Raw genomic sequence first — 26,551 nt, 5'->3', positions numbered from 1 at the left:
CGTCTATGAATTATCTCCAATCTATCAACAAACACACCTTCCCCGTGATCACACCTGAAACTGAGTTAATGATGAGTAATTTACAGCATGGATGCTGTAAAAAGCGTAGCTTGGCCATGGATGGCCTACCTACGCTGGTTACGTTCACATCATTAACGTAAGTTGAAGATAAAGTGTGATCCTCGGGTGCGCCGTGGGATTCCAAAGGGCGGTCGGCGGCAGCCGCCCTTTGGTTGCCATCGCCAACGCGATATAACCTCGAATAGAGGTTTTTAAATCCTTTAAACCTACATCAAAACACCAATTTATGAGCGCGATATAAAATCGCACCTACAACTATTCCACAACTACCTGTTTAAACCGCGCAAATGTTCGCATGCTTTCATCAGCAATCATTACTTCATAATCTGGGTTTTGAGCGATTAACTCATATTGCCCATTTGGTAATTTATTAACTTTGCGCAGTAAATACTGCCCATCACCGCTTATATCGTCTCGCTCTATCGCGACTATTTGGCCGCGTAACGATCCTGCTTTATCGGATGTTATAAGCTCAAGTAGCAGTAAATCACCATCCAGTATTGGATGTTTACCGCCGTTCATAGAGTTACCCGAAGCGCGTGCTAAAAAATGCACGTTTGGATCAAGCTTGCCTGCGCCAAGTGGCGCGTCCATCAATTCCATACCGCTTTCATCCCCTGTTTTAAAATGCCCACAGGCAATTCTAATATTGGGAAAGAACGGCAGTTTTAGCGCGTTATCTTGTTCTTTTACTGTATCGGCTAACTCTTTAAACGCTAACTGAGTTACATTGTCAGCTTTTTGCTCTGTATTTTGTTCCGTGGTTGGCGTTTTTACTTTTAGTCGCTGGCTGTATTTAGCTAAGGTGTATTCAACCAGTTCTAACACGGCGCCGTTTAGTAACTCGCATTTTTCTGCGGGTACGTCAAACGTGGCTTTTACGGTGTTGTTTTGTAAGGTAAACCATTGTGTGCCGTCTTTATTTTTATTGGTGTAGGCTTTAATTGGATTTTTACGCCAGTAGCTCTGCCATGTTTGCGAATCTGCAGCTGCTTGCTGTTCTTTAATAGGTAAATCGTGTTGCTTTAAATTTGGATGTCGCGCGAGTACCTTTGCACTCATTACAGCAAGTTCTGCAACTGTTGGGGGGTTAGCAAAGCCATTTAAAGCAACATAAGCCTCAAGAAAAATAGCTTTGAAGCATTTGGTCATACTGGTAGTTTGTATGCCTTTATGTAAAAAGTCGTAAAACGGTGCTAATTGCTTGGCACTTTGCTGTGCTTCGTCATCAATATTTTGTATTTTAGCAATTAGATCAAACCAACTAGTGTAGTTGCTGTTTACCTTTTTTATATCGCCGTAGTGGTAGTAAAACTCACTTAATGTAGGTAAATGCCCTAGTTGCTCGGCAAGTTGTGTTATATCTTCTAACGCTGTGGTGCGCTGTATTTTGGCTAGCTGCTGCCAAAAGTTGGTAACTTTTAAGTCAATATTTATAAAGCAGCCATCAGCAAGGTTTGGTTTTTTAAGCTTTTTAACTACACCAGTTGGCGTGGTTTCATGAAGTAGCGCATAAGGTTTATTTAAAAAGCTGTGGTGGTTACCAATAAAATCGAGCACCACTAAATGTGTTTTACCTTCGAGGGTGCGTAAACCCCGCCCTAATTGCTGTAAAAAGAGTATTTTAGAGTCGCTTGGGCGCAGCATTAATATGGTATCAATGCTTGGTAAATCAGTGCCTTCGTTAAATAGGTCAACAGTAAATAGTACTTCAACTTTACGCTGTTCTAATTGTTTAAGCGCCTCATTACGTCGTACTTTTGATTGGCTATGCACTGATAGCGCTTTTACACCCGCTTTATTAAATGCAGCAGCCATATAATCGGCATGTTTGGTAGATATACAAAAGCCCAATGTGCGCTGCTGTTTGTATTGCTGCCACTGTAAAAGTGCATGGTCTGCCCGTTTTTGGGTTGCAAATTTGTTTTCAAGTGCTGCTGGATCAAATCGGCCATTACGCCACGGAATAGCTTGGTAGTTTACGTTTTCATCCCAAATACCGTAGTAATGAAATGGCACTAACGTTTTTTGGTCTATCCCCTGCGTTAAGTTACGCTCAAATACTAGGTTGTTGTCGCATAACCCTAAAATATCAGCTTGGTCGGTACGCTCTGGTGTAGCTGTTAAACCCAGTAAAAACTTGGGTTCAAAGTAGTTTAAAAGCTGGCGATATACGCGCGCACTTGCATGATGAAATTCGTCAACAATAATGTAATCAAATGCCGTTGGTGCAAACTGCTTTAAGTGATTACTTCGGCCAATGGTTTGAATAGAGGCAAACAAACACTCAGCGTTTTTGTCTCGCTGTTTACCGTTATAAAACCCAGTAGATAGAGTAAGTAATTCAGAAAATGTACGCTGTGCTTGCAAAAGTATTTCTTCACGATGCGCTACAAATAAAACACGTTTTGCTTTGAATTGTTTTACATCAAATGCACTTAACCATGTTTTACCCATACCCGTTGCTAAAACCACTAAGCCACGCTTAAAGCCCTCAGTACGCGTTTGCGCTAAGGCATTAAGCGCTTCAATTTGAGCTGTCCTTGGTGTTTTAGCTTCATTCTTTTCAATAACTTGCTCAGCTGTATCAGCGTGGTTTACCGATACAAACTGCTGTGTTTTACGCCTAGTAATGTAGCTATTTATCCATTCATGGCTTAGATGGGTAACAAATTCGTGATTAAAAATATTTTCAAAAGCTGTGCGTATACTAAAAAACTGCTTCGCTGCTTGGCTTGTTTTTGGTTGTGTATAATCGTGTCTAAAATTCCACTCATGCCCTTTGGTTAATGCGCTGGCACTAATATTACTTGAGCCAATAAAGGCACAGCCATCAGTAATCTCTTTTTGGTCGTTTGTTTTGACAAAAATATACGACTTCATATGAAAACTTTGATTACTGTGTGTTTGGTAAATACGCACATCGGCTCCACGATCTACCAATGCCATGAGTTCTCTCAACGCATTAGGATGAGTAATATCTAGGTAATCTGAGGTAAGTAATTTAAGTGTTGCACCACTTTGCAAAGCTTCACTGAGTGGATCAAACAACAAAGCTAAGCCACTTGGCTGAATAAATGAAACCGTAACTTCAATCTCAGTGGCATTATTTATGGCATGCACAAGATTAGGTAATAACGGGTCATTATCACCCGTAATAAGCTGCTGGTTATTACTTTGCAGGTGTTGATGTTCACTAAAACTATTCACTTATAATTTCGCTTTGCTATGCGTTAACAAGGCATTGAGCCACACTTCACTTTCGCGCTCTGGGCGCTGATCAACACTTTGCCATTGTTTAATAGCTTTTAACTGCGTATGGCTAAGTAAATGCGTTAAAGAATTTTCGTTTAAATCGGTAAATTCGCGACCATTATGCACACGCTCTGTGTCGCCATATTTAAACGATACATACAAAACACCGTTTGGTTTTAGTGCATTTTGTAGGTTTAAAAATACCTGTGGTAATTCAGCTTTTGGCACGTGTAATAAACTGGCGCAGCACCAAATGGCATCGTATTTATTAACACAATCTAGCTGCTGGAAGGTTTTAACGTCGACGGGTTGCTGTAAGTAACTGCTTGCTATTGCGGCAAGTTCTGGGCTTGCATCAAACGCGCTAACAGTAAAACCCTGTTGTTTAAAGTAAGCAGCATCGCGGGCACTGCCGCACCCGGCATCTAAAATATGGCCGTGTTCGGTAACGTGTGGCAAAAACTCAGCATACAGCACTGACATATCAACATTTAAGGTTGAATCACTAAAGCTTTGTGCGTTTTGATTGTAGTAACTAAGTGTGGAGTTTGACACGAGACACACCGCTCCTTGGCTTATCTGTTAATAACTAACGTATTATTAAGTTAGTATTCATTTAAAACAATTTACCTGATTGGTAAAAATAAATATAGGCTTATTAGTTATATAACCAATAAAAACTACGCCGTTATCATTAATACGCGCCTGCTTTTACAATTATGTAAATTTAGCCTTAACTTTTAAACAATTAAGTACAAGCTTTTGTTATTACTAAATTTAAAAAAATACACAACACGTTTAAATTAATCCGAGTGCATAATCGTGCCTACACATTAAAAGCTGCGTTTTTCGCGTCAGCAAGTTCAAGTCAAACCAAGCTCGGTGTTTAGGTTATGCGTAGGCGGGGCTTTATGCCGCGCTGGTTAAAATTAAAAAATTGCGCGAGGTAAACTCTCGCCTTCATTCATAAACACTAACATTGAGTATTTTTCACCTAAAACCTGCCCTGTGCTTTTGTGCCTAGAAACAAACTTGCAAAAAACAAAATACCGCTAAGCTAATCATTTAGTGGTTAATGATTTAATTGGTAGTCATTTATGAGATCTGAACAAGTATTAAAAATCGCTCAGCGAATGGGGGATTTAATTCGCCAACACCGAACACTCCATTACACTCAAAGTACCTTTGCCAAAATGATTGGTGTATCGCGTTCTACGGTACAAAAGCTAGAGCAAGATGAGGTTGTAAAAAGCGATATTTTATTTGAGGCTTTAGTGGTGCTGAAGCTTCAAGGTAGTTTACTTGATGAAATAAATGAACTTGCTTCCGATGTGGGTGGCTATAATGCACGCCAGCGTAAAACAAACAAAACACAGGTGATTAACGATGACTTCTGAATGCTATGTGTTTATTGACGGGCTTTAAATTTATTATTTCAAGCACTGCGCTTTGTAAGCACAAGCGACATTGATATTGCACGTTTAACAAGCGTAATTTCTACTATTGAATAAAAACTTAAAAAGCGGTTATGCACTTCAAATTGAATCTGCGTTATGTTTAGCGCGATATAAATCACGCTAAACGTTTTTCACCTACTTTTTTCTTAACCAAAAAAGACTCGCCGGAACCGAAATCCATGCCTGCTTACCTAATGAATCAAGGTAAACACCTACCTCTTCTTTGCTGCCTGGGCTGTAATATGGCGGCTGTTCTTTAAGTTTTTCTTGCCCGGTGAGTATTTTTACAAAATGTTTACTCTGTTGTTTAAGCATTTTTTTGTAATCGTTAGCTGGTTTTGAATCGCCATGCTTTACAAAAGCACTTAGCGCTAGGCTTGCTGTTGTGTGTAGTTCTTGAAAATCAAAGTCGGCTAATAGAGCGTCTAACTTCTCCCACTCTTTGTTTATGATTAGGCAGTTCATTAATAAAAAGCGGTTTGCTTGATTATCGTTTGGGTTTAGCTTTAATAGATCTTCGAGTTCTGATTGTGCTTTTTGGGTATAACCATGCAGCGCGTTTATTTTTGCACGATGCGCACGCAGCATCATATAAGGGCGGGTTTCGTGCAAGCCCCAAAAGTGCCCGGTGTTGTCTTTAATATATTGCTTTGTTATGAGCCCTTCCATAACCTCTAAAAGCATCTGTATTGGCTCAAGTGCTGTTAGTTCTGTATCGGCGAGTACCAGTTCAAGTAGTTCATCAAGCTGATCCAATTCATCTGGTTCTTCATCTAAAAAGCTGTTGTTAAATTCAACCTCATCTTCATCGCTTAAAGTAAGGTCGTTATTAAACCTAAGCTCAAAAATAGCGTCGGCCATAAAATAAACATAATTACGTTTATATTCTTGGGCGTTGTATTGGGCAAATTCACCAAACTCTTTTGCGGCGATTTTGGGGCTTGTAAATGCTTTTAACACTGTAGTAAAGCTGTTTATAGAACGTTTTTGTTCTGTATTGAGCATGCGTTTATTTATATTTTTAAGCGCCTGTAAAACCCCTTTACAGTAATTTGGTAGGGGCATATTCGGCTTTAGTGACTCACGGTAGTCTTGTTTAGATAGGCTGCATTTTGCTGGCATTTTTAATTCGTTTTGAATTATTTTATCCATGCTTTGGTTATACAGAGCCATTAAGCTTTCGAGGTATTTTAGCTCAGTCTCGTTTTGAATATTAAACTCTCCAAATAGATCTGGGTGCCACTCACTGGGAACAAGTAGTTGAGGTAATACACCTAATCCCATTAAGTAGCCTTGGATAAAGTAATAATCTGGTTTTTTAGTGCTTAATTCACTGAGTTTTATAACATCACTGCGTATTTTGGCGGGTGACATAACGTGCCCTGCTATGTATAAATTTATTATTAGTGTACCCATAGATAAGGTTACCAACAACGCTAGTTTAGTTGTTTTATCCTAAAATGAATTTTTAACGAAATATTTACAAATTTACACAATCCCTCGCCGCTAAAATACAAAAGCTGGTTTATACTGTTGTAATAATAAGCAAAAATAATAACTATGAGGCGCAATGAATAAATTAATTACCGTATTTTTATGTTTGCTGTTTACGGCTCCGTTTAATGTATTTGCTTGTGAGAGAACCTTTAGCGTGGCATCGCACGATGCTTTTTGGCCGCCTTATGTAATGGGCATTAACGGTAAGCTGCAAGGCTTGGAGGTTGATGCGCTTAACATTATATTTGCTGACTCCCCTTTTTGTTTTGAAGTTAAGTTACTGCCAAATTCTAAGCGGGCTTTTATTGAGCTTAAATACGGCCGTATTGATTTAGGGTGGGCTGCAAGTTATACCGATGAGCGCGCTAAATATGTGCACTTTAGTGATAACTACCGAACTGAGGTTATGCGCTTATACGAAAACAAAAATAATCAGCATAGTGTTAAAAACCTCGAAGACATTTTTAAACAAGGCTTTATTGTTGGCGCTAACTTTGGAAGCTATTACGGTGAGGAGTTTGAGCAATATAAAACTAAATATAAAAAGCAGATTGAATACACCAGTGCAACCAGTAAATGCTTTGAAATGCTTAATAAACAACGTATTGATTTTGCTATTGAAGACGAGTTAGTGGGGGCTTATTTTGCCAAAAAAGGCTCAAATATCAAATTAGTAACCAATGTTGAGCATGTAAATAAAGACGATATTTATTTAATGTTTAGCAAAAATACGGTGTCGGTTACTGAGCTTGCGGTAATTAATGAATATATAAACAAAAATAAAACAGCACTTAATGCGCTGTTTAAATACTAGGAGTGTAATGAAAACTTTATTTTTAACATTTACTACACTGCTATTTACTCACTTTAATGCCCTTGCGTGTTCAAAAACATTGGTAATGGGCACTAACGAAACTAATTGGCCGCCTTACCTTGTTAAGCAAGGTGATACATTTTTAGGCACAGAAGTGGATGCTGTAAACGCTATTTTTAAAGATTCAAAATTTTGTATTAAATGGACTTATTTTCCGAGTTTTTCGCGTGTTCAAGCTGAGCTTAAAAATGGCCGAGTAGATATGACCTACGCGGCAAGTTACACAAAAAAACGCGCACAATATGCGCACTTTAGTTTGCCCTACCGCGAAGAAGTTATGCATCTTTATAAACATAAAGACTCGCCTGATGTAACCAGCTTAGCTGATCTTTTTAGTCAAGATTTTACAGCAGGTATTAACCGAGGAAGCTTTTTTGGTGATGAGCTTGAACAACTCAAAACCAAATATTCAAAACAGGTCGTGCTTACTGCTCAAGCAAATAATCGATTTAACATGTTAGATAAAAAACGAATCGACTATGTTATTGAAGACTCCGTGGTTGCGCAGTACTTTGTAAAAAAACACTCCTCAATTTCGCAGGTAAAAACTATTACACCGATTAACGTTAACAATGTGCATTTTATGCTAAGCAAGGAGTCGCTAACACTTGATGACGTGACGACTGTTAATCAGTTAATTACCAAAAACGAGGCGGCGATAAAGTCAATTTACCAACCTATGCATTAAAACATAGCTAATAACTTAGCTATTTGGCGCCCCCTCTTTAATATTGCTTGGCATTAGTAATTATTTACATTGTGGCTGTAAGTACATTCAACACTACATACGTTAAAAATAGTGACCTAAAACCGAGAATTGCCGTTATTTTTACTTGGTTATAAATTAGCTGCCTTTTATCTTTCATTCGTTGTGGCTGATCTGTATAATTCGCCAGCTAATTTACCCTATTGTCTGGTTCTTGTTTGTGGCGTTTTGCTGCAGCGTACTCCTGTCAGTACTAATCTAGGATTACCTTTTTTGATCTCCACCGCAAATATTACGATGCAGTTTGGCGCAGAGCCGTTGTTTGAAAACATTTCAGCTAAATTTGGTAACGGTAACCGTTACGGTTTAATTGGCGCTAACGGCTGCGGCAAGTCGACTTTCATGAAAATTTTAAGCGGTGCGCTTGTTCCAAGTGCGGGTAATGTATCTATTACTCCAGGGTTAAAAGTAGGTAACCTAAGCCAAGACCAGTTTGCTTTTGAGCAATACAGCGTTGTAGACGCGGTAATTATGGGCGACGTGGAGCTTTGGAAAGTAAAGCAAGAACGCGAACGTATTTACTCGTTACCAGAAATGAGCGAAGAAGACGGTATGAAAGTTGCCGATCTTGAAAGTGTATTTGCTGAAATGGACGGTTACACCGCAGAAAGCCGCGCTGAAGAGATTTTGCTTGAAGCTGGTATCGATAAAGAATTTCATTACGGTTTAATGGCAAACGTTGCCCCAGGTTGGAAACTACGTGTGCTTTTAGCACAGGCGTTATTTGCAAACCCTGACATTTTGCTACTTGATGAGCCTACCAATAACTTGGATATTCATACAATTACGTGGCTTGCTAACGAGCTTAACAAACGTAAATGTACGATGATTATTATTTCGCATGACCGTCACTTTTTAAACTCGGTATGTACACACATGGCCGATATTGATTACGGTGAGCTGCGTATTTACCCTGGTAACTATGAGAAATTTTTAGAAGCTGCGGGCTTACAACGCGAGCAACTTTTAGCTGAAAATGCTAAAAAGAGCGCTGAAATTGACGAGCTACAAGACTTTGTTAACCGTTTTGGTGCTAACGCTTCAAAAGCTAAGCAAGCAAGTTCGCGCGCTAAAAAAATGGATAAAATTAAGCTTGATGAAGTTAAATCTTCAAGCCGTATGAGCCCATCACTTTCGTTTGACGAAGGTAAAAAAATGTATCGTCAAGCGCTTGAAGTTAATAAGCTTGGCCATGGTTTTGATGGCGAAACGTTATTTACTGGTGGCGACTTACTACTAGAAGCTGGCGCTAAGCTTGCCGTAATTGGCGAAAATGGTGTGGGTAAAACTACATTTTTACGCTGTTTAGTAGACGAGCTTAAAAGTAATGAAGGCGAAATTAAATGGTCTGAAAATGCGAGCTTTGGTTATTGCCCGCAAGACAGCACTAAAGATTTTGATAACGATTTAACGTTGTTTGATTGGATGTCGCAATGGCGTACAGCTAAGCACAACGATTTAATGGTTCGTGGCATGCTAGGCCGCTTGTTGTTTACAGCTGACGATTCAAACAAAAAAGCGCGTAACTGTTCTGGTGGTGAAAAAAACCGCCTGTTATTTGGTAAGTTAATGATGCAAGACGTTAACGTGCTTGTTATGGACGAACCAACTAACCACATGGATATGGAAGCCATTGAAGCGCTTAATAACGCGTTAAAAGATTTCCAAGGTACGCTTATTTTTGTAAGCCATGACCGAGAGTTTGTTTCGTCATTAGCTACACGTATCATTGATATTAAAGATAAAAAAGTAATCGACTTCCAAGGTACGTTTGACGAATACCTAGCAAGTTGTGAAGAGAAAAAAGCGTAAACTTTTTCTTATTGCTTATAAAAACGGTGCTAAATTTAGCGCCGTTTTTTTATGTGTGGAATTTGAGTTTAACTATAAAATTAATAAAGGCTTAAATAAATAATTCACTAAGAGGTTAAGAGACGCTACGCTTTTAGAGTCAGTGATAAAATACTCGTTTTCTGGCTTGGCTCTTCTCATTTACTCCTCTTTGGCTTCTCCTAGTGCAATAGTTTTTCAAGTAAATAGTTCACTAATGGTGATATAAGACGCAGCGCTTTTAAAGTAAGTGATAAAATAAAAAACACTGTTTTTTGACTTAATTTTTCTTAGTTACTGCAGCATCGCTTTCTCTTATGCAATTAATGACTCTTATCGCAGAGCTAATTATTCACATTATTTTATTGGTAAATTCTGCATACCTCACTGCTTTAAATCTAGTCATATTCCCCTGTAAGTCTTTGTCACTTAATGCTAATGTTGATGGAGTGAATTATTTAAAACTTTAATAGCTAAACCAAGAGGTAACTATGTCTAATTGGGTTGAAGCAACAGTAAAAAATGTCACGTGGTGGAGCGAAACACTCTTTAGCTTAACCGTTAATGCAAACGTAGAGCCGTTTAAAGCTGGCCAATTTACAAAGCTTTCAATAATGGATGGCGACAAACGTATTGCTCGGGCTTATTCATATGTGAATGCCCCTGAAAACCCCGATCTCGAGTTTTATCTTATTAACGTAATTGACGGTTTGCTTTCTCCTCGTTTAGCTACCTTACAACCTGGCGACACCGTATTAATAGAACAACACGCAACCGGCTTTTTTACCCTTGATGAAATACCACAAAGTGATCAGCTTTGGATGTTAGGGACTGGCACTGCCATAGGCCCTTTTTTATCAATTTTACAACAGCCCCATGTATGGAAAAAATACAAAACTATAAATTTAGTGCATGGCGTACGTTTTAATAACGACTTAAGCTATCAGGCACTTATTAACGAGCTATTAAGAGTGTACCCAGCACAACTTAACTATATTCCGGTTGTAAGTAGAGAGGAGCCATTACAAGGCTTAAGTGGGCGAATTACTAACGCAATTGAGAGCAACCGCTTGTTTGAATATGTAAAGTTAGACCCAAAGCCCAGTAATGCACAATTTATGATTTGCGGAAATCCACAAATGGTAAAAGACACAACCGCGCTACTTCTCGATAAAAACTTTACGCGTAACCGCCGTAAAAACCCCGGCAATATTACGGTAGAGCAGTACTGGTAGGCTTCAGTGGTGGTATTAACTACCCGATAACGTTAAAATTTGCTATGTTGCACCCTTATACTAATTTTATCAAAAATATGATCATTCTATCGCATTAAATAACTCACTAACTGCGTTAAAGGTTATTCATATAGAACAACTATATGTCACAATTTTCGCGTTGTTATTGCGCTATTTTTTAACGCTATAATAGATCGCCTATTTAATGTAATTGGTATTACACGTATTTAGTGTTCATTTTAGGAAAGTTATGAAACCGTTATCTATTATTTTAGCCTCATTAGTCACTACCGTTGCGCTAATTACTTATGCCGCAGAGCAAAGCGAGCCTGAGCAAAAAGAGCCGCAAGTTGAAGCTCAAGCAAGCGTTGAAAAGCCAAAAGTTGAAAATGAGCAATCAGTAGCTCAAACCAACACTGACGACAAAGTAAATACGCTTGAATACAAAGTGCCAGAGCTTAAAAAGCCAACAATTGATGCGACTAAACCAGACGATTCAAAAGTATTAGGTAACGAGCAAATTAAACCTGCTGAAAAGCCTAAAAATAAAATAGAAAAAGCAGTGGCTGTAGCCGAAGCTGAAAAAGCTGTAACGCAAGCAAAAGAAGCACTTACAGTTAAGCAGCAAACTAAAGCTAAACAATCGCGCGAATCACTTGCTGTGGTAGAGCAGCTAGTTAAAGCATATAACGCGCGTAACATTGAAGAGTTTCTTCGTGTATATGCCGAAGATGTTGAGTTTTATATTTTCCCTAATGAGCTATTATTTAAAGGTAAAGAAAAACTAATAGAACGTTATGGGCTAATGTTTAAAAAGTTGAAGTGTATTCACTCATCACCAATTAAGCGCATAGTGCACGGTGATATAGTGATTGATCACGAACTTTCAGAAACTTGTTCAACTGACGAAAACGTAGTTGATAAACGCTCAGAACTTATTTCGAGTTATCAAATTAAAGATGGGAAAATAGTACGCGTACTGTTTTTTAGATAAAGGCTTTAAATGCAAATAAATGACGACAAAAAAATTCGCTTAATGTATCGCATTGAGCCAGGTTGCCTTGGACCTAAGGGTGCTGAGCATATTGAAGATTTTTGTCGTTTTGCAAACAAGCATATTAAATCCCCCTTTTATGGCCAATTTGTATTTTTACCACGTTACGATAAAACCATAGACGAGCGACAATATAGCGTTAACAGCCGTAATTTATCACTTGTGCAGGCTCGGGCTTACTTAAAGCACTTTGATATTAATATTGAAGAATTTGAAGAACAACTCGACGAGCTCCTCACAAAAGCGATTGATTTATACTTTAAGCGATAGCGTTTAATTGCTGTAGCTTAGGTAATACCTCCCCTCAAACGTACATTTTTATTTATTTTAATTACTATTAAAAATATAAATAATTTCTTTCACAAAGATAAGGTAATCAGTAATAACTGAGAAAAACCAGTCTAGCCAATATGTATCATTTACTCTAAAAGCGCAGCGCCTCTTAACCTCTTTGTGAATAATTCGCCCTTTAAAAGCCTTTATTTGCACAATGAGAAGTAAAAGAAAAGTAAATGAGGAAGCCAAAAAAAAACAGTATTGTTATGTTTTATCACTACTCTAAAAGCGCAGCGCCTCTTAACCTCTTTGTGAATAATTCGCTCTTTAAAAGCCTTTATTTGCACAATGAGAAGTAAAAGAGGAATAAATGAGAAAAGCCAAAACCAGTATTTATATGTTTTATCACTCACTCTAAAAGCGCAGCGCCTCTTAACCTCTTTGTGAATTAATTAACTAAATATTTTAAAAGCCCTAAAAACAAAAAAGCGGTGTTAATTTTAACACCGCTTAATGCGTAATATATTTAGCTTTAGTAAGCTTGGGTTACAACATAGGTTTTATAACATCAAACACAGCTTCTATATGGTCGTCTCTGTCGTTTAGTGCCGCTATGTAACGGTATTTTTCGCCGCCTGCGTTTTCGAATATTTCACGGTTTTCACCTTCTAGCTCTTCAAGTGTTTCTAGGCAGTCGGCGCTAAAAGCAGGACTTATAATAGCTACATCGGTAATACCTTCATCAGGTAAGGCTGCAAGGGTTGCGTCGGTATAAGGCTTTAACCACTCTGCTTTACCAAATCGACTTTGAAAAGTACTAATTACTTTGTCTTTATCAAGGCCTAGTTTTTCGACAACTAAACGCGTGGTTTGTAAACATAGGCAATGGTACGGATCGCCGCGCTCTAAAAACAATTTAGGCATACCGTGATACGAAAAAACAATTTTTTGTGGCATACCATTCGCTTCTAAATCCTCACTAATACTATTAGCAAGCGACTCAATGTAACGGGTGTTTTTATGATAGCCATTTATAAAATGAAGTTCTGGCACCCAGCGCCATTTTCGCAGTACGCTCGATACAGCATCAAACGTAGAACCCGTAGTTGGGCTAGAATATTGCGGGTACATTGGTAAAATAATTATACGCGTCAAGCCTTTATCACGAAGCTCTTCAAGGCCTGCCTCTATTGAAGGGTTGCCATAACGCATTGCCATTACTACTTCTGTATTGGTATAACCTTGCTCTTTTAATAAAGTATTTAACTTTACACTTTGCTGGCGAGTAATGTGGGTAAGTGGTGAGCCGTTTTCGGTCCATATACTCTCGTATAATTTAGCCGAACGTTTAGGGCGTACGCGTAAAATAATGCCATGTAAAATTATCATCCATACCAAGCGTGGTATTTCTACAATGCGTGGATCTGATAAAAATTCGCGTAAATATGTACGAAGCGCAGCCGCTGTTGGTGCATCAGGGCTGCCTAAGTTAGTTAGCAGTATTCCCGTTTTTTGGTTAAAACGCCCATCATGGGGGTTGTCAGTAACCGCAGAAAATCGCGACACAGAGTGCTCCTTCAAGCAAATTCAATAATCTATTTTATGCACATTGTAACGAAAAAAACTGCGGTTTAGATCAATCATTTAGCAGTTTTCACCATTATTCTGAACGGAGTTGGTTTTTTCGATTCTAGCTGTTGGAGTTTTTCTATCGATTTACTGCCAAATACATGACCTTTGGGCAGCAACATTATGCCCATATGGCTGTGTAGAGCATGGCCCAGTACCATTTGCTCTTTGAGTTCATGGGCGTTACAAATTAGCACTGATCCTGCTGAACTTTTTTGTTCGTGTAGTTTTGCATGGCTTGCTTCAAGTGCACGTACAATTTTAGGATGATAAAACGATCCACTATAAAGTTTTACACTTTCGAGTGCGTCATCGTGGCGCTGTTTTTCATCACTTGCATTGCTTTGCTCAAACGCGTCCCAATAGTCGCGCGCTAAACCTAGCACCATAGCGCCTATTGGTATGTCGTTTCCGGCAAGGCCTTTGGGCATTCCGTTTCCGTTAAAGCGCTCAAACTGATAATAAATAGCATCCGACAAGTCATGTAAATGTATTGCTGGCATTAACATTAATTGTGCAGTACTTGGGTGAGTATAAAAGGTTTTACGTTGTTGCTCATTTAAGCGGTTAACTGGTTTTTTATAAAGATCAGGATCCATAGCAAGCAAGCCTATTTGCGCCAAGTAACCAGCCATAGGGGCAAGATCAATACTTTTTTGCGACAAGTTTAAATAAAGTGCTATTTGTGTACAGGTATTTGCAATATTTTGTGCTTTGTTGCCATCTAGGTAAGGGTTTGCGTTAACAAAATTATATAGCAGCTCTACGGTCGATTTATGCTCTTGTTTTTCGCGCTCGTTGGCGTCTTCAAGCTTTTTTAAAACCTGTTTGATTTGTAAGGTGCGTTTTTCTACCCGTTGCTCAAGCGAATTATTAAGCTCTAGCAACTCTTGGTTTTGCGCTTTAACTTGTGCCTCTAATTTTTGATTTTGTTTTTTTAGTGCAAATTTTTCTAGGCTATCTCTAATGCTACGAAGTAATAAATCGTTTTGCCAAGGCTTTTGAATATAACCATTTATTTGGCCCTGGTTAACAGCCGCTAAGGTGGTTTGTATGTCGGCGTAACCGGTTAATAAAATGCGTTGGGTGTCGGGCGCCAGCGCACGTGCTTTTTCTAAAAACTCGGCACCGTTCATTACCGGCATACGCATATCGCTAATAATTAAACCAAACTCATGATTTTTAAAAAGCGTTAGTGCACTTTGCGGGTTATCGCAAACAATAACCGACAGGCCATTTACTTCAAGTAGCCGTGTTAACGTGCGTAGTACTATCTCATCATCATCAATGCAAAGTACATCAACCTGATTTATTGGTGTGCTTGGTGTTACTTGAGTCATTGAGTCGCCTTTAAATTACTTCTGGTTAAATAATAGCTTAAAAAAATATTCTATGGTGTGTTTGTGACTACCTTTTATATTAAGTGGTATTTATATAATGGGGTTATTAGCAATAAGTGGATAATTACTCATACATAAAATTAGGCCTTGGCCACACTAAAGTTGCAAATTTGCATGCAGACGACTAAACGTTAAGTATAAAGTTATCTATATGGATGAAGGGAATGGATGGATCAGATGGTAATTTTGAACGTGCTTTTTTAAACGAACAAAAGCTGCGCTTAGCTGCAGAGCAATTACTCAAAGATAAAAGTAGCGTTTTAGTTGCCATAAATAATGAACTACAAAAAAAAGTAGCCGACTTAGAACACCAACAAATGCTGTTTGTGCAAACAGAAAAAATGGCAACCTTAGGTACACTGAGCGCAGGCGTTGCCCACGAAATAAATACCCCACTTGCCTATGCAATGAGTAACGTAGAGAGCCTACAAAACGCAAGCCCTTTACTTGTAGCGCTGCTAAAACTTAACGAACAATATTTAAATAACGAAATTAAAGAGAGCCGTTTTAAACACGAAATCGACATACTCAATTTACAGTATCCGTATGCGTGGATTTATAACAATTTGCAGGGGCAAATTAACGACAGCGTTGAAGGACTTAAACGTATAAAACAAATAGTGCATGACTTATTAAACTTTGCCCACCCCACCTCTTCTCAAGATAAACAATTAGCCGATGTAACAACGGGTGCTAATAATGCTTTAAGGTTATTGAGTAGCAAACTTAAATTATGCGAAATAAAAACGCGGTTTGAACCCCTACCACTCATTTGGTGCAATTTATCGTCAATTAATCAGATTTTTGTAAACCTTTTAATGAATGCTTGGCAAGCTTGCGAGTTAGATTTAGAAAAAGGCTGCATTATCGAAGTGAATATTTTTGAACTAAACACAAATATTTGTATTGAAATAAAAGATAACGGTTGTGGAATGAATGAAGACACAATAGCGCATATGTTTGACCCTTTTTACACAACAAAAGAAGTCGGAAAAGGCACCGGTATGGGTATGACACTTGTATACGCTATGGTGAGCGATCACGGTGGAAAAATAGAAGTTAACAGTACATTAGGCACAGGTACGACCATTCGCTGCCTATTACCTTTAAAAGTATAAAATAACGAGCAAAACCACATTGTAAATAAAGCGTTAAACACTCTGCTTTTTGATGTTTAATCCTTTATTAGCGTGCATTTTAATCGATTTGATGTGATTTTTTCTTATCTTGAAGTTTATTTGCATACTTAGACCATATATTTAGTTTTTTTATTTCTTTTTGTTTACATATGTTGCTAGGATGTTTGCAACAGGTTATGAGCATCATAACCACACACATATTATTAAGAATACAAAAAAACAGGGTCGTCACTATGTCAACATACCGTTTAAACACACTTGCTGTAGCCGTTGCTTTCGCGTTTAGCGCACCAAGCATTGTTAACGCAGAAGAAGCACCAGTGCAAGCTGCTAAAAACATAGAGCAAATATCTGTATTAGGGTCGCGTGTATCTAACCGTACCTCTGCAGAGTCTTCTTCTCCTATTGATTTAATTGACGCGGATGATTTAACTAAAGGTGGTTTTACCGAGTTAGGCCAAAGCCTTCAAGCGACAGCGCCTTCGTTTAACTTTTCGCGTACACAAGTATCAGACGGTTCAGATTTATTTAGACCCGCAACACTTCGTGGCTTACAACCAGATCAAACCCTTGTATTAGTAAATGGTAAACGTCGTCATAACCAATCAATTTTTGGCCTTAACGGTACAGTAGGCGCAGGCGCTGCGGGTACTGATATGAATGCCATTCCGCTAACAGCGCTTAAAGGCGTTGAAGTATTACGCGATGGCGCTGCAGCGCAGTATGGCTCTGATGCTATTGCAGGCGTAATTAACTTATCTCTTAATAACTCAACCGGTATTACAACGGGTTTTGTACAATACGGCGGCACGAGTGAAGGTGACGGCGACACTATTTCAGCAGGTTTAAACCGTGGTTTTGAATTAGGTAACGAAGGCGGCTTTATTAACCTATCGCTTGAGTACCGTGATGCCGACGGCACTAACCGTGCAGAGCGCGATACGGGTGGTTCGCTTAATGTTGAACCAGGTACACTAAGTGAAGATGTACGCTGGGGCCAAGGTAACTCAGAAAGTGAATTTACGTCGTTATTTTACAACATGGCATTACCAATGGGCGACGGCGAGCTTTACTCGTTTGGTGGCTACTCTGAGCGCACGGCGCTGGGTAATGGTTTTTACCGTAACTTTAACGAAGCCTCTAAAAACGTAACCCAAGTATACAGCGATGGTTTTTTACCGCGCATATATAACGAAGCACAAGATATTTCAGTAGCGCTTGGTTTTAAAGGCGATATAAACACAGACTGGACTTACGATGTATCGGCTGTTTATGGTGAAAACCAATACGATTTTACATCACGCAATACATTAAATGCTTCTTACGCGGCTGAGTATTTATTTAATAACCCAGATGCAAGCGATGCCGACATTGCAGCAAACTCAGGCCCTACTGGCGGTTACTCAGGTGGTTTTAGATTCGATCAAACAACGGTTAACCTTGATGTAAACGGTATTGTAGATATTGGCCGTAGTGAGCCTTTATATGTAACAGTAGGCGCCGAATACCGTAAAGAAAACTACGGAATAGTGCCTGGCGATGAAGCATCATACGCCTGTGGACTAGCAAATATGGATACCTCGTACCCATCAGTAAACGATCCGGATCAATTTGCACAGTGTGGTTTTCAGGCTTATAACGGCCTTCGCCCTGAAGCGGCTAACGACAGCGACCGTAACAGCTACGCAGTTTATGTAGACGTAGAAACTATGATCACCGACGCATGGAACGTAAGTGGTGCACTACGCTATGAAGATTTCTCAGATGCTGGGGATGATTTAATTGGTAAATTAGCAACGCGTTATGAATTTTCAGATGACTTTGCAGTACGTGGTGCACTGTCTACTGGTTTTAGAGCGCCATCACTTCAACAAAGTGGTTATACAGCCTTTACAACTAACTTAGGCTCAGACGGTACATTAACGCAGTCGTTCACAGCAAACACCGGTACAGCCTTCCCAAGTGCGTTAGGCGTAGATAGCTTAGAGCTTGAAACATCAACAAACTACAGTGCTGGTTTTGTTTACGATGTAACAAGCGAGCTTTCGTTAACGGTTGATTTTTACCGTGTAGAAATTGAAGACCGTATTACACTTGGCAGCTTACTTTCGGCTGACGACGTATCGTTTAGCGGTGATGCAGTTGCAGCGCTACAAACAACTGGTGCAGTGCAAGCTAACTACTTCTCAAACTCGGTTGATTCTACTACACAAGGTGTTGATATTATTGCATCGTACCGCACTGAAGTTGAAGGCGGTAATTTAGGAGTAACCTTTGCAGGTAACCTAAACGATACTAAAATTGACAGCGTAAATGCAGAAGACGGTATTCCTGAAGCGGTTGCTTTTGATGATTTACAACGCAGCTTTTTTACCGACGGACAACCTAGCGAACGTGCAACGTTTACGTTTGACTACGAGCGCGATGCCTACACATCAACCATTCGCTTTAACTACTTTGGCGAAACAGATGTAAAATACTTTGGTAACGACCATATTTCATTACCTGGTGAGCTTTCGCCTACGGGGTCATTTAAACCAACAAGTACGGTTGAGTCTGCTGTGTTAGTTGATTTAAATGTTAGTTACCAAATTAATGACATGTTTGCGCTTTCGGTAGGTGCCGATAACGTGTTTGACGAAACGCCAGACGAGCTAGGTGACGACGAAGTACTTAACTTTATCACCAATGGTGCATTTAAATATCCTGTACGCGCATTGCCATACGGCTTTGACGGCAGAACGTACTATGCAAAAGTAAGCTTTAGCTTTTAATTTTTAAAGCAAATTAAACCACATTAAGCGCGGTTATTAACTGCGCTTTTTTTATGCGTTTTTATTATTAAAATACGACCAAAAGAATGTTAAAAATACTTGCGCGGTTGAAAATTAAGCCTACAATCGCCATCTCTTAAATAGGCCAATATAAAAGCCTCTTTATTATTTAACTTAAAATAACCATTAGTTGATAGGAAATATATGACTAAAAAATCTAAAGCAAAAACCGCAAATACCAGCGCGGTAGACACAGGGCGAGGCGTTATAAACCACAATGCACTAGCGGCAATGGTCACCTCTAAATTATTTAAACCACAAGTAGTTAAAGCTAAAAAAGGCAAAGGCTCGTTTAAACGTAGCAACAAACATTCAGGACAAGAGTCCTATTTAATCGCGGCTTAAATAGCACCGATCAAATAGGGCTTTTGAATATAATAAGCGAGGTTTTATACCTCGCTTTTACTTTTAGTTCTTTATTATTTTAACTTCCAAGCTGTCCTCTAAAAGAGCAGCGCCTCTAAACCTCTTTGTGAATAACAGCCCTTACAAATATAAATGCACAAAGAGAAGAAAAAGAGGAGTAAATGAGCAGACAAAGTCCATTTGTTTAAGTTATATGATATTTCACCATCGAGGCGCTGTGCGTTACACAAAGAAAACACGAGTAATGTTAGTCACTGCTCCTTGTTTTCTCCTTCACTTCTCGGTGGTGATTAAGTCACTTGTTTACTAATGCATCCAACTAAATGTAAAAGCGGTGCTTTTAAACGCCAGCAAGCTGCGCGTCTTGTAGGTGTTTTAACCCAAGTTAGAAGTGTAGTTTTTAACCTTTAAAACTATTATTTTTAACTGTTTGTGATGGGTTTTCACCAAAAAGTTGCGTGTAATCTTTAGCAAATTGTCCCGCGTGCCAAAACCCCCAATTGGCTGCTATTACTGAAATTGGCTTATCTTGGTTTAATTTTTTCAGTTCCCGCCTTACATTATTTAAACGTGTTAAACGTAAAAACCGCAAAGGGTTAATTCCTAAAATACTCTCAAAGCTATATTGAAGTGTGCGCCTACTTACAAAGGCAAGCTCGCACAGCTCGGTTATGGTTATTGTTTTTTGTGGATTTGTGGTCACATACTCTTTTACTTTATCTACCACGGCTTTTCGACGTTTATAACTTGGCGCAATATTTTGCTGTGGATTATCCGCTTGTAATAAGTGTAGCGCCAACATGTTTAACATATCTTGTTGTGATTCGGTTTTAAGTCCAAAGCCCTTGCCTACAACCATGCTATTAATTATTTGCCTTGCCGTTTGCAATGATGAGTTGCTCACCGATAAGCGAGCTGATTGCGCAGATGACAGGTTTTTCAATGTTACACCTTGTAGCTGCGCCATATATTCAATTGAGTTTCAATCGATTACCAAACCATAAATATTAAATTACTCAGGGGTTATCAGTTCAAAGTCATTATCACTTGTACGGCACATAAATTGATTACTTGCCACATTTAGGCCATTAATTCTACTTTGCTGCGACTGATGAGGGATGCCAAGCCAAACAGAATTGGGGGCTATGTTACATTACTGACGAAGCGCTCGCTCGGTGTATTCTTTAAACACGTGAATATTGGCGTAATCCGTTTCTTCAATAAAACCATAAAAGCTGCCGTCGCTCATTTGATCGTATTTTTGCTGCCATTGAGTAAGGCTATGCGCTTGCTCGTCTATGTCATGTGTTTGCACCTTGCTCTTAAGTGGTGCGCCGTACCTATTTTGCTGCGCCATATAGGGGATGCTCTTTTTCGTTACACTTTTATTATGCTTAAGTTAACACCGCTTTGCGTATGCAACCAATTGAATTGGATTAATAAATAATCTTTTGCCAAAATTCGATAGTTACTTGGTACAAAATAAGCTGTCTTGTAACTATTCAAAATTGATTTATAGCTAAAATATAGCAAAACCTATACCAAGGTTTGTCATGTTAGTTATGTGGAGTAAATCATGGGGCAAGCGTACAGTTACATTAGGTACACATACTTATAAATTCGATAACTTAGCCCAGTTAATGGCTAAAGCAACGCCGCAGCGTTCGGGTGATCGCTTACCGGGTGTAATTGCACAATCGGCGCAAGAGCGCGCTGTAGCACAAATGGCATTGGCCGATGTACCTCTTAAAACATTTTTAAATGAGGTACTTATTCCCTATGAAGATGACGAAATTACACGTTTAATTATTGACGAACATGATGCGAATGCTTTTATGGCTATTGCACATTTAACCGTAGGTGACTTTCGTAATTGGCTTTTAAGCGACTTTGCAACACCCGCTGTGCTTGCAAGTATAAGGCAGGGTATTACGCCCGAAATGGCCGCAGCTGTTAGCAAAATAATGCGCAATCAAGATCTCATATTAATTGCTAAAAAGTGTCATGTTACGAGTGCTTTTAGAAATACTATTGGCCTTCCTGGGCATTTATCTACACGTTTACAACCAAACCACCCTACTGATGATATTAATGGTATTGCTGCATGCATGCATGCTCGATGGTCTGCTATACGGTAATGGCGATGCCGTAATAGGTATCAACCCTGCAACCGATAATGTTGCTCAAGCCATTAAATTAATGACGCTAATGGATGATGTTATTCAAAAATATGAAATACCAACCCAAAGCTGTGTACTCACCCATGTTACTAACACGATTGAATGCATAGAAGCAGGTGCACCGGTTGATTTAGTGTTTCAGTCGATTGGTGGCACAGAGGCTACTAATTCAAGTTTTGGCTTTAATTTAAATACCTTAGCCGAAGCGCAAGATGCGGCCTTGAGTTTAAAGCGCGGTACTGTTGGCAATAACGTGATGTATTTTGAAACCGGGCAAGGCAGTTCGCTTTCAGCAAATGCGCATCATGGGCTTGATCAGCAAACGTGTGAAGCTCGCGCTTATGCTGTTGCTCGTAAGTTTAACCCGTTACTAGTAAATACCGTGGTGGGGTTTATTGGCCCTGAATATTTGTTTGATGGTAAAGAAATTACTCGGGCAGGACTTGAGGATCATTTTTGCGCTAAGTTACTAGGTATACCGATGGGGTGCGACGTGTGTTACACCAACCATGCAGAGGCCGATCAAAACGATATGGATAACTTGCTAACGCTATTAGGCGTTGCAGGTTGCTCGTTTGTAATGGGAATACCTGGCTCTGACGACATTATGCTTAATTACCAAACTACGTCGTTTCATGATGCATTATATGTTCGTCGTGTTCTTGGCTCTAGACCCGCCCCTGAGTTTGAAGCATGGCTGAGCAAAATGAAAATTATGCAAAGCACTTCCGATATCACACTTTCAGATACTTTGCTTCCCGCTTTTGCCAAACCTCTGGGTGCAATTACTGGAGGTGGCTCATGAAATCAAGTTCAAAACAGAGCACTCCTTTAGATAACTCAGTAAACGAGCATAAAAATAACGGTAATGTAGTGCACAACCCTTGGAGTTATTTACGTCGTTTTACCGACGCGCGTATTGGCCTTGGCCGCGCCGGTATAAGTTTGCCCACCTCAGAAATGCTGGCTTTTCAGCTATCTCATGCACAAGCGCGCGATACGGTGAGCTTTCCGCTAGATATTAACGAAATGACTGAGCAACTGGGTAGTATTAGTGCTCTAAAAGAGGTTGCTCCTCCCCTTCATTTACACAGCCAAGCTACTGACAGGGTTACTTACCTTCAGCGACCCGATTTAGGCCGCAAGCTTAATGACAATGGTAGGCAAATACTTCTCAGCTATATGAATAAACAAAAACACACTACGCAGGCTAAATACGATTTAGCAATTGTCGTGGTTGATGGACTCTCGTCGTTGGCGGTACAAAAAAATGCATACCCATTTATAACAGAGCTATTAACGCACCTCACAACAGACAAGCAATTTAAAATTGCTCCCATTACTTTGGTTGAGCAAGGGCGAGTAGCGATTGGCGACGATATAGGTGAGCTGCTAAATGCGCAGGTGGTTATGGTGTTAATAGGAGAGCGCCGAGGACTTAGTTCGCCAGATAGCCTTGGCTTGTATTTAACGTGGGAGCCCAAAACAGGACTTAACGATGCATGTCGTAATTGCATATCGAATATTCGCCCTGCAGGCCTGCCTTATGCTGAAGCGGCTAGGCGTGCACTGTACTTATTACGTGAAGCTAAAAAACTAAAACTAACTGGGGTTAATTTAAAAGACCGCACACAAGACGATGTCATTGAGCATCAGGTTTCAACCACTAACTTTTTAATTGCTGAGTAATTTTAATTAAAAACACGTGAAATAAAACAATAAAAACTAAACATCAACGGAGAAGGGTTATGTCTACTAATAATACAGAGTACCTTGCTAAAAGACAGTTAAAACGGGGTACTGCGGGATTGTTATTACTCGCAGGTTTGGGTGTGTCGTATGTAATATCGGGTGACTTTGCAGGCTGGAACTTTGGTATTGCTGAAGCCGGTTGGGGTGGCTTTGCCATTGCAGCAGTATTAATGGCAGTTATGTATTTAGCGCTAGTATTGTCGCTTGCTGAAATGTCAGCTGCAATACCTGCTGCAGGCGGTGGTTATAGTTTTGCGCGTCAAGCTATCGGGCCAGCGGGAGGCTATTTAACCGGACTTGCCGTATTAATTGAATATGCCTTAGCGCCCGCTGCTATTGTTATTTTTATAGGCTCTGCAGTTGAAGCCCTTACCTGATTTAATGGCCCATGGGTATATGCATTATTTTACTTACTATTTGTGGGAATTCATTTAGCAGGCGTAGGAGAAGCACTTAAAGTAATGATGGTAATAAGTGGTTTAGCAGTATTAGCTATTATTGCAACGGCTTTTGTTTTAATTACAAATTTTGATGCATCGCGCTTATTTGACGTCCCCGCAACTGATGCAGTCGGAGCCAGTGAGTTTTTACCTTTAGGTTGGTACGGGGTTTGGGCTGCATTACCGTTTGCCATGTGGTTATTTTTAGCGGTAGAAGGTGTACCGCTTGCTGCGGAAGAGGCAAAAGATCCCGCTAAAGATGTGCCAAAAGGCATTATTGGTGCAATGATCTTTTTGTTATTTACTGCTTTTTTAGTTGTTGTTTTAGTGCCTGGCGCTGGCGGTGCTGCTGCAATGGGCGCAAGTGCTGTACCTTTGGTTGATGCATTAAATGCATCGGGTAGTGAGGGCTTAGCAACTGTAGTAAATATATTAGGGCTTGCGGGTTTAGTTGCTTCGTTTTTCTCTATTATTTATGGTTATAGTCGCTTAGTGTTTGCTTTATCTAGAGCCGGATATTTATCGCGTTCGTTGTCGATTACAACTAATCGCAAAGTGCCAGCACGTGCGTTGATTGTACCTGCCGTATTTGGTTTTTTAGTATCACTCAGTGGCGAGGGTGATTTAATACTTGCAATGGCTGTAGTAGGTGCAACTGTATCGTATGCATTGATGGCGCTGAGCCATATTTTGCTACGCGTTAAACAACCTGATTTACCTCGCCCGTATAAAACCCCTGGTGGTGTAGTAACTTCAAGTATTGCTTTAGTGCTTTCGCTTATAGCATTAACCGGTGTGTATGCGTTCGACCCTCGTGCATTTTTATACACTATGATGCTGTTTATTGTGGGCGCCGTATATTACTTTGGCTACAGCTCAAAACACTTAGTTGCTAAAAGCGCTGATGAAGAGTTTGCAATGTTGGCAGATGCAGAATCTGATTTAGAAATGGCTAAGTAAATATTAATAGTTATTATAAGTGAGGCTAGCCCTCACTTATATTTTTATACAAGCAACACGGTGTAAAAATAGTGCCTGCATGTAAACATCAAGCCCCTTCTCTACTTTATTAATACCATTTAAAACTAAAATTTTATACTACCTCGTAGTGCTTTGTTTTGGCCGTGTTTGGTTTTTTTATCCATACGTTTGCGTTGTGAATTACGGCTAGGCTTAGTAGCTCGGCGCGCTTTATTGACAACGGTAGCACTGAGTATTAAATCTTTTAAGCGTTTAAGGGCATCTTCGCGGTTTAGTTCTTGTGTGCGGTGGCTTTGCGCTTTTATTATTAAAACGCCTTCTTTAGTAATGCGCGAGTCGTTTAGCTTTAGTAGTCGCTCTTTGTAAAAGTCAGGTAACTTTGAGCGATTAATATCAAAGCGTAAATGAATAGCACTGGCTACTTTGTTAACGTTTTGGCCACCGGCACCTTGCGAACGAATAGCGGTTAGCTCTAGTTCCCATTCATCTATAGTGACAGTATTTGAAATAGTTAACATTACGTTCAGCTCTTATCGACAAAAATGCATTATAACATTTGTAACTATATTTGTGCTGAATCAGCTTAAGTTATAGGACTTTAAAGTATTTATACTACTTTATAGCCTAAATACACCTAATACTTTAGTTATGTATTGGCAAGCGCTTACATTTAGTTTTAAATAGCGTTAATTAAACAACAGGAAATGCTCAATGAAAAAAATACTTGTATCACTTAGCTTATTAGCGATGAGTTTCTCAAGCCTTGCAGAGGATATTAACGAAGGTCAACTTCAAAGCTATATGAAAGCACTGCCAGCTGTTACTAGCTGGGCAAGCAGCCAAGAGTCGTTAAAAGACTTAGATTTAGCAAGTATGCTAGGTGGTTCTGCAGATCAAAGTGTTGGCGAACAAAGCTCTTTAGCTAACAGTGCATTAAGCATGATTAAAGAACAAGACCTGTACAAAAGCTTTGCGAGTGTTACAAACCGTTACGGTTTTACGCCAGAGCAGCTAGTAACTGTAGGTTCTGAAGTATCAATGGCTTATATCGAAAATCTTAAATCGGGCCTTTCGGCTGATAATCAAGAAACTGCTAATAAAGTAATGGGCGGTTTTCAAAGTATGAAAAGTGCTAAAGATAAAGGCGCTAGCTCATTAATGGGTTCGTTTGGTAAGTCATCAAGCGCAGCTGAGGAGTCTACAGAATCTTTAGTAAGCGAAAACAACCTTGAACTTGTGGGCGAATATATGCCACAACTACAAAAGCTTTTTGCACTTTTATAAGTTTTATTGCTTTAAAAAAAGCGGGCTTATCTAGCCGTGAAATTAAAACGCATATCGAGTAGGGTGAGGCTTATGCCTCATCCCTCTCACAGAACCGTACGTACGGACCTCGTATACGGCTCCTGTACCCTTCACATTTTATCAACTTATTTCCTAAACGCTGATAAAGCAAGCCATCCCGTATTCACTTTTTCTATTGGATATAAACCAAGCTCCTCAAA

19 protein-coding genes and 3 pseudogenes are annotated in these 26,551 nt (G+C 39.5%); 15 read left to right on the top strand and 7 right to left on the bottom strand.

Annotated elements, in window-relative coordinates; genetic code table 11:
• Positions 1-5 precede the first annotated feature (5 nt).
• Positions 6-161, top strand: a complete 156-nt coding sequence (locus tag QL998_RS05960; RefSeq protein ID WP_165744258.1) for a hypothetical protein — start codon at positions 6-8, stop codon at positions 159-161.
• A gap of 175 nt (positions 162-336) precedes the next feature.
• On the opposite strand, the gene QL998_RS05955 is transcribed toward QL998_RS05960, so the two are convergent.
• Together QL998_RS05955 and QL998_RS05950 are read right to left on the bottom strand one after the other, a co-directional pair.
• Positions 337-3,291: a DEAD/DEAH box helicase family protein gene (locus tag QL998_RS05955; RefSeq protein WP_290192308.1), complete on the bottom strand. Its 2,955-nt coding sequence runs from the start codon at positions 3,289-3,291 to the stop codon at positions 337-339.
• Entirely contained in the window at positions 3,292-3,891 is a 600-nt protein-coding gene (locus QL998_RS05950; RefSeq protein ID WP_290192307.1) for a class I SAM-dependent methyltransferase, read from the bottom strand.
• A gap of 542 nt (positions 3,892-4,433) precedes the next feature.
• Between QL998_RS05950 and QL998_RS05945 the strand changes: the two genes are divergently transcribed.
• The gene (locus QL998_RS05945) at positions 4,434-4,733 is read left to right on the top strand and encodes a helix-turn-helix transcriptional regulator (protein WP_024604317.1); all 300 of its coding nucleotides are present in this window, start codon (positions 4,434-4,436) and stop codon (positions 4,731-4,733) included.
• Positions 4,734-4,928: 195 nt separating this feature from the next.
• Here the strand turns inward: QL998_RS05945 and QL998_RS05940 are convergent, their stop codons facing one another.
• On the bottom strand, positions 4,929-6,167 hold the full coding sequence (locus QL998_RS05940; RefSeq protein WP_290192306.1) for a UPF0149 family protein: 1,239 nt from the start codon (positions 6,165-6,167) through the stop codon (positions 4,929-4,931).
• A 196-nt stretch (positions 6,168-6,363) separates the two neighbouring features.
• Between QL998_RS05940 and QL998_RS05935 the strand changes: the two genes are divergently transcribed.
• The 6 genes from QL998_RS05935 (at position 6,364) to QL998_RS05910 (ending at position 12,319) form a co-directional block, all read left to right on the top strand.
• Positions 6,364-7,104, top strand: a complete 741-nt coding sequence (locus tag QL998_RS05935) for a transporter substrate-binding domain-containing protein (protein ID WP_290192305.1) — start codon at positions 6,364-6,366, stop codon at positions 7,102-7,104.
• 7 nt (positions 7,105-7,111) lie between these two features.
• Positions 7,112-7,852 (top strand): transporter substrate-binding domain-containing protein, encoded by a 741-nt coding sequence (locus tag QL998_RS05930; protein ID WP_290192304.1) that lies wholly within the window; start codon positions 7,112-7,114, stop codon positions 7,850-7,852.
• A gap of 291 nt (positions 7,853-8,143) precedes the next feature.
• A complete protein-coding gene (locus QL998_RS05925; protein WP_290192303.1) occupies positions 8,144-9,742 on the top strand; it encodes an ABC-F family ATPase in 1,599 nt (532 codons plus the stop codon).
• A gap of 509 nt (positions 9,743-10,251) precedes the next feature.
• On the top strand, positions 10,252-10,995 hold the full coding sequence (locus QL998_RS05920; protein ID WP_290192302.1) for a ferredoxin--NADP reductase: 744 nt from the start codon (positions 10,252-10,254) through the stop codon (positions 10,993-10,995).
• Positions 10,996-11,245: 250 nt separating this feature from the next.
• Entirely contained in the window at positions 11,246-11,989 is a 744-nt protein-coding gene (locus QL998_RS05915) for a nuclear transport factor 2 family protein (RefSeq protein ID WP_290192301.1), read from the top strand.
• Between the two features lie 9 nt (positions 11,990-11,998).
• Positions 11,999-12,319, top strand: coding sequence for a hypothetical protein (locus tag QL998_RS05910; protein ID WP_290192300.1), 321 nt, complete (start codon positions 11,999-12,001; stop codon positions 12,317-12,319).
• Between the two features lie 552 nt (positions 12,320-12,871).
• On the opposite strand, the gene hemH is transcribed toward QL998_RS05910, so the two are convergent.
• Together hemH and QL998_RS05900 are read right to left on the bottom strand one after the other, a co-directional pair.
• Positions 12,872-13,891 carry a ferrochelatase gene (gene hemH / locus QL998_RS05905; RefSeq protein ID WP_024604224.1) on the bottom strand — a complete coding sequence of 340 codons (1,020 nt, stop codon included), beginning with the start codon at positions 13,889-13,891 and terminating at the stop codon, positions 12,872-12,874.
• A gap of 74 nt (positions 13,892-13,965) precedes the next feature.
• Positions 13,966-15,294, bottom strand: coding sequence for an HD domain-containing phosphohydrolase (locus tag QL998_RS05900; protein ID WP_024604223.1), 1,329 nt, complete (start codon positions 15,292-15,294; stop codon positions 13,966-13,968).
• Positions 15,295-15,518: 224 nt separating this feature from the next.
• On the opposite strand from QL998_RS05900, the gene QL998_RS05895 reads away from it, so the two are divergent.
• The 3 genes from QL998_RS05895 to QL998_RS05885 all read left to right on the top strand — a co-directional run bounded on the left by QL998_RS05895 (position 15,519) and on the right by QL998_RS05885 (position 19,672).
• On the top strand, positions 15,519-16,472 hold the full coding sequence (locus tag QL998_RS05895) for a HAMP domain-containing sensor histidine kinase (protein ID WP_002963108.1): 954 nt from the start codon (positions 15,519-15,521) through the stop codon (positions 16,470-16,472).
• Between the two features lie 254 nt (positions 16,473-16,726).
• Positions 16,727-19,267, top strand: coding sequence for a TonB-dependent receptor (locus QL998_RS05890; RefSeq protein ID WP_290192299.1), 2,541 nt, complete (start codon positions 16,727-16,729; stop codon positions 19,265-19,267).
• A 204-nt stretch (positions 19,268-19,471) separates the two neighbouring features.
• Positions 19,472-19,672, top strand: coding sequence for a ribosome alternative rescue factor ArfA (locus tag QL998_RS05885; RefSeq protein WP_007583517.1), 201 nt, complete (start codon positions 19,472-19,474; stop codon positions 19,670-19,672).
• Between the two features lie 421 nt (positions 19,673-20,093).
• On the opposite strand, the pseudogene QL998_RS20765 reads toward QL998_RS05885, so the two are convergent.
• A pseudogene (locus QL998_RS20765) lies at positions 20,094-21,050 on the bottom strand (helix-turn-helix domain-containing protein).
• Positions 21,051-21,255: 205 nt separating this feature from the next.
• Between QL998_RS20765 and QL998_RS05870 the strand changes: the two are divergent.
• From QL998_RS05870 to eat, 3 genes and pseudogenes are all read left to right on the top strand, one after another.
• Positions 21,256-22,678 (top strand): annotated as a pseudogene (locus tag QL998_RS05870) (ethanolamine ammonia-lyase subunit EutB).
• Complete coding sequence (gene eutC / locus QL998_RS05865; protein WP_290192297.1) at positions 22,675-23,562, top strand: ethanolamine ammonia-lyase subunit EutC; 888 nt, start codon at positions 22,675-22,677, stop codon at positions 23,560-23,562. The pseudogene QL998_RS05870 and the gene eutC overlap by 4 nt, the downstream one beginning before the upstream one ends.
• 59 nt (positions 23,563-23,621) lie before the next feature.
• Positions 23,622-25,025 (top strand): annotated as a pseudogene (gene eat / locus QL998_RS05860) (ethanolamine permease).
• A gap of 125 nt (positions 25,026-25,150) precedes the next feature.
• Here the strand turns inward: eat and arfB are convergent.
• The gene (gene arfB, locus QL998_RS05855) at positions 25,151-25,564 is read right to left on the bottom strand and encodes an alternative ribosome rescue aminoacyl-tRNA hydrolase ArfB (RefSeq protein WP_149592756.1); all 414 of its coding nucleotides are present in this window, start codon (positions 25,562-25,564) and stop codon (positions 25,151-25,153) included.
• A 193-nt stretch (positions 25,565-25,757) separates the two neighbouring features.
• Between arfB and QL998_RS05850 the strand changes: the two genes are divergently transcribed.
• Positions 25,758-26,330: a short-chain dehydrogenase gene (locus tag QL998_RS05850; RefSeq protein ID WP_290192296.1), complete on the top strand. Its 573-nt coding sequence runs from the start codon at positions 25,758-25,760 to the stop codon at positions 26,328-26,330.
• Positions 26,331-26,551 lie beyond the last annotated feature (221 nt).

Origin of the sequence: Pseudoalteromonas sp. APC 3691 (assembly GCF_030408135.1) — a bacterium.
Classification (GTDB): domain Bacteria; phylum Pseudomonadota; class Gammaproteobacteria; order Enterobacterales; family Alteromonadaceae; genus Pseudoalteromonas.
The sequence above is the reverse complement of the archived record's forward strand: the minus strand, read 5'-3'. Positions and strand labels throughout refer to the sequence as shown.

Coding starts and splice junctions, on each gene's coding strand:
- QL998_RS05960 (WP_165744258.1), top strand. CDS start 6: ATGAATTATCTCCAATCTATCAACAAACACACCTTCCCCGTGATCACA.
- QL998_RS05945 (WP_024604317.1), top strand. CDS start 4,434: ATGAGATCTGAACAAGTATTAAAAATCGCTCAGCGAATGGGGGATTTA.
- QL998_RS05940 (WP_290192306.1), bottom strand. CDS start 6,167: ATGTCACCCGCCAAAATACGCAGTGATGTTATAAAACTCAGTGAATTA.
- QL998_RS05935 (WP_290192305.1), top strand. CDS start 6,364: ATGAATAAATTAATTACCGTATTTTTATGTTTGCTGTTTACGGCTCCG.
- QL998_RS05930 (WP_290192304.1), top strand. CDS start 7,112: ATGAAAACTTTATTTTTAACATTTACTACACTGCTATTTACTCACTTT.
- QL998_RS05920 (WP_290192302.1), top strand. CDS start 10,252: ATGTCTAATTGGGTTGAAGCAACAGTAAAAAATGTCACGTGGTGGAGC.
- QL998_RS05915 (WP_290192301.1), top strand. CDS start 11,246: ATGAAACCGTTATCTATTATTTTAGCCTCATTAGTCACTACCGTTGCG.
- QL998_RS05910 (WP_290192300.1), top strand. CDS start 11,999: ATGCAAATAAATGACGACAAAAAAATTCGCTTAATGTATCGCATTGAG.
- QL998_RS05900 (WP_024604223.1), bottom strand. CDS start 15,294: ATGACTCAAGTAACACCAAGCACACCAATAAATCAGGTTGATGTACTT.
- QL998_RS05895 (WP_002963108.1), top strand. CDS start 15,519: ATGGATGGATCAGATGGTAATTTTGAACGTGCTTTTTTAAACGAACAA.
- QL998_RS05890 (WP_290192299.1), top strand. CDS start 16,727: ATGTCAACATACCGTTTAAACACACTTGCTGTAGCCGTTGCTTTCGCG.
- QL998_RS05885 (WP_007583517.1), top strand. CDS start 19,472: ATGACTAAAAAATCTAAAGCAAAAACCGCAAATACCAGCGCGGTAGAC.
- eutC (WP_290192297.1), top strand. CDS start 22,675: ATGAAATCAAGTTCAAAACAGAGCACTCCTTTAGATAACTCAGTAAAC.
- arfB (WP_149592756.1), bottom strand. CDS start 25,564: ATGTTAACTATTTCAAATACTGTCACTATAGATGAATGGGAACTAGAG.
- QL998_RS05850 (WP_290192296.1), top strand. CDS start 25,758: ATGAAAAAAATACTTGTATCACTTAGCTTATTAGCGATGAGTTTCTCA.